Raw genomic sequence first — 12,888 nt, 5'->3', positions numbered from 1 at the left:
TGGCCTGACGGGGGCCTGTGCGGCGGCACTTGCCGCGCGTGGCGCGGACACCACTGTCGTGCGTGTGCCCGCCGAGGTCGTGGATCGTGCGGCGGTGGGCGCCGTACTGGGTCAGGTGCTTCAGGACGCGGTGGCACCGGCGGGTGTGGTGTCGCTGCTTGCTCTCGACGAGTCGCCGGTGCCTGGACACTCGGCGGTGCCGCGTGGTCTCGCCGGGACGTTGGCCGTGGTCCAGGCTCTTGGCGACGCGGGGGTGGACGCGCCGCTGTGGGTGCTGACCCGCGGCGCGGTCAGCGCGGCTCCCGGCGAGGCGACCGTGTCCCCGGTGCAGTCCCTGACGTGGGGCTTCGGCCGCGTTGCCGGGCTGGAACACCCCGACCGCTGGGGCGGCCTGGTCGACCTGCCCGCCGGGTTCGACGGTTCCGACGGTCGGGTTGCCGCGCGTGTGGCCGGGGTGCTGGCGGGGTCCGGTGAGGACCAGGTCGCGATCCGCGCGGCGGGCGTGCTGGGCCGGCGGCTCGTACGCGCCGCGTTGCCGGCGGCGCCGAAGCGGGCGTGGAGCCCGCGGGGCAGCGTGCTGATCACCGGCGGCACCGGCCCCATGGCCGGTCCCGTCGCCCGCTGGGCGGTCGAACGCGGCGCCGCCAGGCTGCTCCTGACGGGCGGCGGCACCGCGACCGCGCGGACCGCCGCACTCGCCGCCGAACTGGCCGCCGGCGGCGCCCGCGTGGACGTCCTCGCCTGCGACGCGAGTGACCGCGACCAGGCGGCCGGAGCGCTGGCGTGGGCCGGGACGACCGGTCCGGCCGTGTCCTCGGTGCTGCACCTCGCGGAGATCGTCGACAACGTCCTGGTGGACGACCTGGACGTGCCGCACCTGGCCCCGGTGCTCGCCACCAAGGCGGGCGCGGCCGCGGTGCTGGACGAGCTGACCGCCGACACCGACCTCGACGCGTTCGTGCTGTTCTCCTCCGTCGCCGCGGTCTGGGGCGGCGGCCGCCAGCCCGGCTTCTCCGCGGCCAACGCCCAGCTGGACGCCCTGGCGGAGCGCCGCCGGGCCCGCGGCGCGAGCGCCGTCTGCGTGGCCTGGGGCCCCTGGAACGTCGGGACCGACGGCACCCGCGACGACGGCCTCCAGCTGGAGCGCCGCGGACTGCGGCTCCTCGACCCGGACCTCGCCGTCGGCGCCCTCGCCCGCGTCCTGGACGCCGGCGAGACGAGCCCGGCCGTCGTGGACGTCGACTGGGAGCGCTTCGCGCCGCCGTTCACCCTGCGCCGGCCCAGCCCGCTGATCGAGCACCTGCCCGAGGTCGCCGCGGCCCTGTCCGGCACCGCCGCCGCAGGCGACGTCGTACCCGGCGCCGACAGCCCGCTGCTCGCGCAGCTCGCCGGGCAGAACACCACCGAGCAGCTGCGCACCCTCACCACCCTGGTCCGCGGCGAGGCGGCGGCCGTCCTGGAGCACTCCTCCGCCGACGCGGTGGGCAGCACGCGCGCCTTCAGCGAGTTGGGCTTCGACTCCCTGACCGCCGTCGAACTGCGCAACCGCCTCGCCACCGCCACCGGCCTCAAGCTGCCCGCCACGCTCCTGTTCGACTACCCCAGCCCCGGGGTGCTGGCCGGCTACCTGGCCACCGAGCTGCTGGGCGGCGGCACCGCGAGCGCCGGCGGCACCGTCGTGCCCGCCACCGCGGCCGCCGACGACGACCCGGTGGTCGTCGTCGGCATGGGCTGCCGTTTCCCCGGCGGCGTGAAGACCCCCGAGGACCTGTGGGAGCTGCTGGCCACCGGCACCGACGCGATCGGGGCCTTCCCGCAGGACCGCGGCTGGGACCTGGACGCCCTCTACGACCCGGACCCGGACGCGCCCGGCACGGCCTACGTGCGCCGGGGCGGATTCGTCTACGACGCCGCCGAGTTCGACGCGGGCTTCTTCGGGATCAGCCCGCGTGAGGCGCTGGCCATGGACCCGCAGCAGCGGCTGCTGCTCGGCACGTGCTGGGAGGCCCTGGAGCGGGCCGGGATCGTGCCCGGCACGCTGCGCGGCTCCCGCACCGGGGTGTTCGCCGGCGGCAGTTTCGCCGGCTACGGCCTGGCCCAGCCGGCCGCCACCGAGGGCCTGGAAGCGCACCTGCTGACCGGCACCACGACCAGCGTGCTGTCCGGCCGGGTCGCCTACACCCTCGGGCTCGAAGGCCCCGCCGTCACCGTGGACACCGCCTGCTCCTCCGCGCTGGTCGCCGTCAACATGGCCGCGCAGGCGCTGCGTTCGGGGGAATGCACGCTGGCTCTCGCCGGCGGCGCGTTCGTCGCGTCCACCCCCGAGCTGTTCGTGTGGGTCAGCAAGCAGCGCGGCCTCGCCCCCGACGGCCGCTCGAAGTCCTTCTCCGCCGACGCCGACGGCATGGGCATCGCCGAGGGCGCCGGCATGGTCGTCCTGGAGCGGCTGTCCGAGGCCCGCCGCAACGGCCACCCGGTGCTCGCCGTGGTCCGCGGCTCGGCCATCAACCAGGACGGCGCGTCCAACGGCCTGACCGCCCCCAACGGCCCGTCCCAGCAGCGCGTGATCCGCGCCGCGCTGGCCAACTCCGGCCTGACCGCCGCCGACATCGACGCGGTCGAGGCGCACGGCTCCGGCACCCCGCTGGGCGACCCGATCGAGGCGCAGGCGGTCCTGGCCACCTACGGCCAGGAGCGCCCCGAGGGCCGCCCGCTGTGGCTGGGCTCGGTGAAGTCCAACATCGGCCACACCCAGGGCGCGGCCGGCATCAGCGGCCTGATCAAGATGGTGCTGGCGCTCCAGCACGAGCAGTTGCCGCAGACCCTGCACGCCGAGCAGCCCTCGCCGCAGATCGACTGGTCGGCCGGCGAGGTGGAACTGCTGCGCGCGGCCCAGCCCTGGCCGGCCGGCACCGGGCGGCCGCGCCGGGCCGGCGTGTCCTCCTTCGGCGTCAGCGGCACCAACGCCCACGTCATCCTCGAAGAGGCCCCGCTCGACGCCGAGCCGCAGGCGGGTCCTTCCGCCGACCCGTCCGGCGCGGGTACCGGCGCCGCTGCCCCGCAGCCGCCCGCGGTGCTGGACACCACCGCCGACACCGCCTGGCTGGTGTCCGGACGCACCGCCGACGCCCTGCGCCGGCAGGCCGCCCGCCTCGCGGAGCACCTGGCGGCCCACCCCGGCAGCGACCCGCGCGATGTCGCCTGGTCGCTCGCGGCGACCCGCTCGGTCCACGAGTACCGGGCCGTGGTCACCGGCGCTGACGGCGGCGAACTCGTCGCCGGGCTCACCGCGCTGGCCGCCGGGACGGGCGACCCCCGGGTGGTGGCCGGCACGACCGCGGCCGCCGAGAGCGGTGAACCCGTCTTCGTCTTCCCCGGGCAGGGCGCCCAGTGGGCCGGCATGGGCCGCGAACTGCTGGCCGCCTCACCGGTGTTCGCCGCCCGCTTCGCGGAGTGCGCGCAGGCCCTCGCCCCGCACGTGGACTGGTCGGACTGGACGCCGGCCCAGGTGCTGGCCGGCGCCGAGGGCGCCCCAGGACTGGAGCGCGCGGACGTGGCGCAGCCCATGCTGTGGGCGGTGATGGTGTCGCTGGCCGCCGTGTGGGAGGCCGCCGGTGTCACCCCCGGCGCGGTGGTCGGCCACTCCCAGGGGGAGATCGCCGCCGCCACGGTGGCCGGTGTGCTCTCCGTCCAGGACGCGGCCCGGGTCGTGGCGGTCCGCAGCCAGGAGCTGTCCGGGCTCGGCACCGGCGGCGGCATGCTGTCCGTGGTGATGCCCGCCGAGGCCGTCCGCGACCTGCTGGCGCCCTGGGGCGACCGGCTGGCCGTCGCCGCGGTGAACGGGCCCGCCGCCACCGTGGTCTCCGGCGAGACGCAGGCGCTGGCCGAGTTCGGGGCCGAACTCGCCGCCCGGCGCGTCATGCGCTGGCCGATCCCGGTCAGCGACTTCGTCGCGCACTCCGCCGGCGTCGAGGCGCTCGCCGGCGTCCTCGCCGAACGCCTGGCGGGCATCACCCCGGGACCCGGCCGGGTGCCGCTGTACTCCACCGTCGAGTGCCGCTGGATGGACGGCACGGAACTCGGCGCCGACTACTGGTACGCCAACGTCCGCAGCACCGTCCGCTTCCACGAGGCCGTACGGGAGCTGGCCGCCGCCGGCCACGCCACCTTTGTCGAGGTCTCCCCGCAGCCGGTGCTGACCGCCGGGATCACCGAGACCGTCGAGGAACTGGCGACCGCCGACACCCCGATGGCGGTCACCGTCACCGGCACGCTGGACCGCGACAACAGCGGCCCGCTGCGGCTGCTGGCCGCCCTCGCGCAGGTGCACGTGGCCGGGACCGCCGTCGACTGGCGCCGGGTGCTGCCCGCCGGCCGCCGCGTCGACCTGCCCACGTACGCCTTCCGCGACCAGCGCTACTGGCTCGGCGCCGACGCCCCCGCCCAGCAAACGGCCACCGCCGTACGCGGCGGGGACAGCGCGGCCACCGAGGCCGAGACCCGCTTCTGGGCCGCCGTCGAGGACGGCGACCTGCGACGCCTGGCCGACACCCTCGCCGTGGACGCCGCCGAGCCGTTCGGCGCGGTGCTGCCCCGGCTGGCGTCCTGGCGGCGGCGCGAGCGGGACCGCGACGTCACCGGCACCTGGCGCTACCGGGTCAACTGGACCCCGCTCGGCGACCCGGCACCGGCCCACCCGGCCGGCACCTGGCTGGTGGCGGTCCCCGCCTACCCCGCCCCCGGCACCGCGGACCTGCTCCGGGCGTGCGTGACCGCGCTGACCGCACGCGGCGCCCGCGCCGAGGTCGTCGAGGTCGCCGCCGGCACCGCCGAGCGCGGCGCCCTGGCCGCCGAACTCACCCGCGCCCTGCACCCCGACGGCACCGCCGACACCGCCGGCGCACCGGACCCGCACCGGTCCGCGCCGCCCGCCGGTGTGCTGTCGCTGCTCGCACTGGACGAGACCCCGACCCTCCGCCACCCCGAACTGCCCGCCGGGCTGGCCGGCACCCTGACCCTGCTCCAGGCGCTCGCCGACGCGGCGGTCACCGCCCCGCTGTGGATGCTCACCACCGGCGCGGTGGCCACCGCGCCCGGCGACCCCCTGACCCGGCCCGTGCAGGCGCAGACCTGGGGCCTGGGCCGGGTCGTCTCGCTGGAGCAGCCCGACCGCTGGGGCGGCCTCATCGACCTGCCCGCGGTCCTCGACGACCGCGCCGCGAGCCGGCTGCGCACGGTCCTGGCCGGCTGCGGGGAGGACGAGGTCGCCATCCGCCCGGCCGGCATCCTCGCCCGCCGGCTCAGCCGCGCCCCGCAGCCCGCCGCCGACCGCGCGTGGGCACCGCGCGGCACCGTACTGATCACCGGCGGCACCGGCGCCGTCGGCGGGCACGTGGCCCGCTGGCTCGCCGGCCGCGGCGCCGAACGGCTCGTCCTGGCCAGCCGGTCCGGCGCCGCCGCCCCCGGCGCCGCCGCCCTCGCCGCGAGCGCCGCGGCAGCCGGCAGCACCGTGGAGATCCGCGCCTGCGACAGCGCCGACCGCACGCACCTGGCCGCGCTCCTCGACCGGATCGCCGCCGACGGGCCGCCGCTGACCGCCGTCATGCACACCGCGGGCGTCCTCGACGACGGCGTGCTCGACCGGCTGGACGCCGACCGCCTGGCCAACGCCCTCGCCGCCAAGGCCGCCGGCGCCACCCACCTCGACGAGCTCACCGCCGGACTGGACCTCGACGCGTTCGTGCTGTTCTCCTCCGCGGCCGCCACCTTCGGCGGCGCCGGCCAGGCCAACTACGCCGCCGCCAACGCCTACCTGGACGCCCTCGCCGAGAACCGCCGCTCCCGCGGCCTGCCGGCCCTCGCCGTCGCCTGGGGCCCCTGGTCCGGCGACGGCGTGTCCCAGAACACCGAAGCGGCCCGGCAGCGGCTGCGCCGCAACCGCTGGGAGGTCCTGATGGACCCGCAGCTGGCGGTCAAGGCACTGGGCACCGCACTGGCCGGCACCGACACCGTGCTGACCGTCATGGACCTCGACCTCGCCGCCTTCGCCTCCGCCCCCGGACAGGAACAGGCCCTGGAGGCACCGCTGCTGCGCGACCTCGCCGAGGTCCGGCAGCTCAAGGCGGCCCACCGCCCCGACAGCGGCGCCCAGCGGGTCGAAGGCGACCTGGCCCGGGAACTCGCCGGCCTGTCCCGGGCCGAACAGGACCGCCTGCTGGTCGACCGGATCAGGGACGAGGCCGCCGGAGTGCTCGGCCACACCGGCTCCGACGAGGTGGAACCCGGACGCGCCTTCAGCGACCTGGGCTTCGACTCGCTGACCTCCGTCGAACTGCGGAACCGGATCGCCGCCGTCACCGGACTCCGGCTGCCGGCGACGCTGATGTTCGACCACCCCACCCCCGCGGTGCTCGCCGCCCACCTGCGGACCGAACTGCTCGGCGCCCTCGACGCGGACGACGCACCGGCCGGTGCCGCCGCCGTTCCCCAGGCCCCGGCGGGTACGGACGACGACCCGATCGCCGTCGTCGGCATGAGCTGCCGCTTCCCCGGCGACCTCAACACCCCCGAAGAACTCTGGAAGTTGCTCGCCGGCGGCGGCGAGGGAATCTCCGGCTACCCGCAGGACCGCGGCTGGGACGAGCACGCCCTGTTCGACCCCGACCCCTCGCGCCCCGGCACCTCCTACACCCGCGAGGGCGGCTTCCTCCACCAGGCCACCCGCTTCGACGCCGGGTTCTTCGGCATCAGCCCGCGCGAGGCACTGGCCATGGACCCGCAGCAGCGCCTGATGCTCGAACTGTCCTGGGAGGCACTGGAGGCCACCGGCCTCGACCCCGCCACCCTGCGCGGCTCCCGCACCGGCGTGTTCATCGGCGGCTACTCCTCCAACTACGCCCTGGCCAGCATGCAGCTCGGCGGACAGGAGAGCGCCGCCCAGGTCGAGGGCCACCTCGTGACCGGCAACGCGACCAGCATCATCTCCGGCCGCGTCTCCTACACCCTCGGCCTCGAAGGCCCCGCGATGACGGTGGACACCGCCTGCTCCTCCTCGCTGGTCGCCCTGCACACCGCCGCGAAGGCGCTGCGGTCGGGCGAATGCCCGCTGGCCCTGGTCGGCGGCGTCGCGGTGATGGCCACCCCGTGGGAGATGGTCGGCTTCGCCCGGCAGCGCGGACTGGCCGCGGACGGACGCTCCAAGGCCTTCTCCGCCGACGCCGACGGCATGGGCATGGGCGAGGGCGCCGGCATGGTCGTGCTGGAGCGCCTGTCCGACGCGCGCCGCAACGGGCACCACGTGCTCGGCGTCATCCGCGGCTCCGCCGTCAACCAGGACGGCGCCTCCAACGGCCTCACCGCGCCCAACGGCCCCTCCCAGCAGCGGGTCATCCGCGCCGCGCTCGCCGACGCCCGCCTCACCCCCGCCGAGGTGGACGCCGTCGAGGCGCACGGCACCGGCACCCCGCTGGGCGACCCGATCGAGGCACAGGCGCTGCTGGCCACCTACGGTCAGGAGCGTGCCGGGGGCCGGCCGCTGTGGCTGGGCTCGGTGAAGTCCAACATCGGCCACACCCAGGCCGCGGCCGGCATGGCCGGTGTGATCAAGGTGCTGCTGGCGTTGCGGCACGAGGAGCTGCCGCGGACGCTGCACGTGGACGAGCCGTCGCCGCACGTGGACTGGTCCGCGGGTGAGGTGCGGCTGCTGGGTGAGCCGGTGGCGTGGCCGGCCGGGGAGCGTCCGCGTCGGGCGGGTGTCTCGGCGTTCGGGATCAGCGGGACGAACGCCCACGTCATCGTGGAGGAGGCGCCGGCCGAGCAACCGGCCGAGGGTGACTCCGCCACGGTCGTGACGGACCCGGACGCGCTGCCCCTGCTGCCGTACGCGGGTGCCTGGCCGGTGTCGGCCCGTTCCGCGGAGGGGCTGGCGGCGCAGGCGGACCGGCTGCGGGAGTGGGTGGCGGCCCGTCCGGAGCTGCAACCGGCCGATGTGGCGTGGTCGTTGGCGGCGACGCGTACGGCGTTCGAGCACCGTGCGGTCGTGTTGGGCGCGGATCGTGGGGAGTTGCTGGCGGGGGCGCAGGCCGTCGCCGAGGGTGCGTCGTCGGCGTCGGTCGTCTCCGGAGTGGCCCGCTCCGGGGCCAAGGTGGGGCTGGTCTTCGCCGGCCAGGGATCGCAGTGGACCGGCATGGGCCGGGAGTTGTACGGGTCCAGCCCGCTCTTCGCCGAGGTCTTCGACCGGGTGTGCGGGCTGCTGGAGTTGGAGCTCGGGGCTGATGTGCCGGTCCGGGACGTGGTCTTGGGCGCCGAGGGTGTGGACGCGGGTCTGGCGGATCAGACGTTGTACGCGCAGACGGGCCTGTTCGCCTTTGAGGTGGCGTTGGCCGCGGTGTTGGAGGCTGCGGGGGTGCGGCCGGATGCGGTGGTGGGTCACTCGGTGGGTGAGGTGGCTGCCGCGTATGTGGCGGGGGTGTTGTCGCTGCCGGATGCCTGCAAGCTCGTGGCGGTACGCGCCCGGTTGATGCAGGAGCTTCCTTCGGGGGGCGCGATGGCGTCGATCAAGGCGCCGGAGGCGGAGGTTGTGGCCTCCTTCGCCGAGGTGACGGGTGCGGTCGCGGTCGCCGCGGTGAACGGTCCGGACTCGGTCGTCGTGTCCGGCGCGGTCGAAGCGGTCGACGCGCTGGTGGAGTTGTGGCGTGAGCGGGGTCGCCGGGTGCGGCCGCTGCGGGTGTCGCACGCGTTCCACTCGCCCGCCATGGACCCCGTACTCGACGGCCTCGGTGCCACGGCGCAGGGGATCGAGCACAGCCGGCCCACCGCGCTCTGGGCGGGCGCCCTCAGCGGCGAGTTGGTGTCGGACCCGGACGCCGGGTACTGGCCTGCGCAGGTGCGGCAGGCGGTCCGCTTCGCCGACGCCGTCGCGGCTCTGGCGCGTGAGGGGATCTCGGTCTTCCTGGAGGTCGGCCCGGACGGTTCGCTGTCCTCCCTCGGCCCGGACGCGGTCGCCGAAGTGCAGGGCGTGGAGCCCGCCTTCGTGCCGCTCCAGCGCCGTACCGACGAGGGCGTGACCGGCCTGGAAACGGGCCTGGCGCGGGCCTTCGTCCAGGGTGCCCCGGTGGACTGGAAGCGGGTGCTTCCGCAGGGCGAGGCGGTGGAGCTGCCGACGTACGCCTTCCGCCACCAGCGCTACTGGCCGGACGGCATCCAGACCCTCCCGCACGCCTGGGGCGACAGCACCGGAACCGCCACCGACGCCGCGTTCTGGGCCGCGGTCGAGGACGGCGACCTCGCCTCCGTCGCCGACGGCCTGGCCGCCGAAGACCAGCGGCAACTGGCCCACGCCCTGCCCGCGTTGGCGTCCTGGCGGCGCCGGGAGCAGGAGAAGTCGGCCACCGCCGACTGGTGGTACCGCGTGGCCTGGGAGGCGGTCGCCGACCCCGCCCCGGCGGACCCGTCGGGCACATGGCTGCTGGTGGCCCCCGCCGTACCCGCCGCGAAGACGCTGGCCGACCACTGCGCCCAGGCGCTGACCGACGGCGGCGCCGAGGTGGTGCTGCTCACGCCCACCGAGACCACCGACCTGGGGCGGCTGGCGGCCCAGATCGCCGAGGTGGTCCCGCAGGACGGCGTGGCCGGCGTCGTCCACCTGCTCGCCGTCGACGAGACACCGTTGCCCGGGCACCCGGCGCTCGCGACCGGCCTGGCCGGCTCGCAGACACTGGCCCAGGCCCTCGTCATGGAGGGCGTGCTCGCGCCGGTGTGGGGCGTGACCCGCGGCGCCGTCGCCGTCGCACCGGAGAAGGCCCCGGCCAGCGCGGTGCAGGCCCAGGCGTGGGGACTCGGCCGGGTCGTCGTCCTCGAACACCCCGACCACGGGGGCGGGCTCATCGACCTGCCCGAGGAGTTCGACGAGCGGACCGCACAGCGGCTGCGCGCGGTGATCGCCGGCTGCGGCGAGGACCAGGTCGCCATCCGTCCGTCCGGTATCCACGGCCGCCGCCTGACCCGCGCCGCGCAACCCCGCCGCACCGGCGGGCAGTGGGCGCCGCGCGGCACCGCGCTGATCACCGGCGGCACCGGCGCCCTCGGCGGCCGGGTCGCGCGCTGGCTCGCCGACCGCGGCGCCGAGCGGGTCGTCCTGGCCGGCCGCTCCGGCCCCGGCACCGCCCACAGCGCGGCCCTTGCGGCCGAACTCGCGGAGCGCGGCGCGCACGTGGACGTCCTCGCCTGCGACGCCGCGCAGGAGTCCGCACTCGCCGGCGCCATCGATTGGATCGGGGCCGGCGGCCCGCCGCTGACCGCCGTCATGCACGCGGCCGGCCTCGGCCAGATGACGGCCCTCGACGACGCGTCCGTGCCGGAACTGGCCGCGATCCTCGCCGCCAAGGCCGGCGGCGCGACCGCCCTCGACCGGCTCACCGCCGACCTGGACCTGGACGCCTTCGTGCTGTTCTCCTCCATCGCCGCCACCTGGGGCAGCGGCATGCAGGCCGGCTACGCGGCCGCCAACGCGCACCTCGACGCCCTGGCCGAGCACCGCAGGGCCCGCGGCCTGGCCGCGACCTCGGTGGCCTGGGGCCCGTGGGGCGGCGGCGGCATGACCGACGAGGAGGCCACCGGGCACATGGAGCGGCGCGGCCTGCGCCTGCTCGACCCGGACGCCGCCATCCGCGCCCTCGACCAGGCGCTTTCCGCCGACGAAGCGGCGATCACCGTCGCGGACGTCGACTGGGAGCGGTTCGCACCGCCGTTCACGCTGCGCCGGTCCAGCCCGCTGATCGAGGGCCTGCCCGAGGTCGCCGAGGTGCTGGCCGCCCGCGGTGACGCGGACGGCGCGGACGAGGCGTCGGCGGCCGGCAACGCGCTGGCCGCGCAACTGGCCGCCCTGAGCCGCACGGAACAGGACCGGTTGCTCACCGAAATGGTACGGACAGAGGCCGCCGTCGTCCTGGGCCACGCGAGCGCCGAAACCGTCGCGGCCGACCGGGCGTTCAGCGACCTCGGGGCCGACTCGCTGACGGCCGTGGAACTCCGCGACCGGCTGGGCCGGGCCACCGGGCTGCGGCTCCCCAGCACCCTGCTCTTCGACTACCCCACCTCGGCCGCGCTCGCCGACCACCTGCGCGTCCGCCTGACCGAGGAGGCCAGCCCGGTCAAACCGGTCCTGGCCGAACTGGACCGCCTGGAGCAGATGCTCGCCGCACTGCCCGGCGACGGCGAGTCCGCCCAGATCACCAGCCGCCTCGAGGTCGTCCTTTCCAAGTGGAAGGAGACCCAGGCGAGCGATGCCGCACCCGGAGTTGCCGAGAAGCTCGAATCGTCGTCCGACGACGAGGTCTTCGACTTCATCGGAAAAGAACTCGGAATCTACTGACCGTCCAGCGCTGCGACTTCTTCGAATAGGTGAGTTAAATGAGCGAGGAGAAGCTTCGCTATTTCCTCAAGCGGGTGACCGCCAACCTGCACGAGACCAGGCAGCGCCTACAGGCAGTGGAGGCGGCCGGCGGCGAACCGGTGGCCCTGGTGGGCATGGCCTGCCGCTTCCCCGGCGGGGTCCGCACCCCGCAGGCCCTGTGGCAACTGCTGGACGCCGGGCGGGAGTCGGTGGCCGGGCTGCCGCAGGACCGCGGCTGGGACCTGAGCGGCCCCGACGGCACCGGGCAGGACGCCGCCGAGGTGCAGGCCGGCAACTTCGTCTACGACGCCACCCGGTTCGACCCGGCCTTCTTCGGGATCAGCCCGCGTGAGGCGGTCTCGATGGACCCGCAGCAGCGGGTGCTGCTGGAGGTGGCCTGGGAGGCACTGGAGCGGTCCGGGATCGACCCCGTGTCGCTGCGCGGCTCCGCCACCGGTGTGTTCGCCGGCGGCTCGGCCTCCGGCTACGGCTGGGTCAGCGGCGAACAGGGCGACCTGGACGGGCACGTGATGACCGGCAACGCCATGAGCGTGCTGTCCGGCCGCGTCTCCTACACCCTGGGCCTGGAGGGCCCCGCGGTCACCGTGGACACCGCCTGCTCCTCGGCCCTCGTCTCGCTCCACCTGGCCTGCCAGGCGCTGCGCTCCGGGGAGTGCTCGATGGCACTGGTCGGCGGCGCCTACGTGGCGGCCACCCCGGTGCTGTTCACCGACTTCAGCACCTCCCTCGGGCTCTCCCCGGACGGGCGCTGCCAGGCGTTCGGTTCCGGTGCCGACGGCATGGGCGTCGCCGAGGGCGTCGGCATCGTCGTGGCCGAGCGGCTGTCGGACGCGCGGCGCAACGGCCACAAGGTCCTTGCGGTGGTGCGGGGTTCGGCGATCAACCAGGACGGCGCGTCCAACGGTCTGACGGCGCCCAACGGGCCCTCGCAGCAGCGCGTCATCCGCGCCGCGCTGGCCAGCGCGCGGCTGTCGGCCGCCGATGTGGACGTGGTGGAGGCGCACGGCACCGGTACGCCGCTGGGCGACCCGATCGAGGCGCAGGCGCTGCTGGCCACCTACGGGCAGGAGCGTCCCGAGGGCCGGCCGCTGTGGCTGGGCTCGGTGAAGTCGAACATCGGCCACGCCCAGCAGGCCGCGGGCATGGCCGGAATCATCAAGATGGTGCTGGCGCTCCAGCACGAGCGGTTGCCGCGCACGTTGCATGTCGAGGAGCCGACCAGTGAGGTGGACTGGTCGGTGGGCGGGGTGGAGTTGCTGGCGGAGCCGGTGGCGTGGCCGGGTGGGACGGGGCGGACGCGGCGGGCGGGTGTGTCCGGTTTCGGGATGAGCGGGACGAACGTCCACGTGATCCTGGAGGAGGCCCCGGCCGCGGAGACGGCTGCGGAGACGCCGGACGACGGGATCGACGCCGACGTCGCCGAGATGGTGGGCGAGGACACCGACGAGGCTCCCGCGCCGCCCCCCGCTGTCGTT

Annotated in this window: 2 protein-coding genes; both read left to right on the top strand. The window is 75.9% G+C overall.

All coding sequences use genetic code 11. The features are described 5' to 3' along the window. The first annotated feature begins 64 nt into the window (after window positions 1-64). On the top strand, window positions 65-11,371 hold the full coding sequence (locus AC3EVP_RS36270; RefSeq protein WP_435137881.1) for a type I polyketide synthase: 11,307 nt from the start codon (window positions 65-67) through the stop codon (window positions 11,369-11,371). A gap of 38 nt (window positions 11,372-11,409) precedes the next feature. Next, the coding region (locus AC3EVP_RS36265) for a beta-ketoacyl synthase N-terminal-like domain-containing protein (RefSeq protein ID WP_435137878.1) at window positions 11,410-12,888 on the top strand (1,479 nt) is incomplete at its 3' end.

Source organism: Actinacidiphila sp. bgisy144 (assembly GCF_057708105.1).
This window is presented reverse-complemented; position numbering and strand designations above follow the sequence as displayed.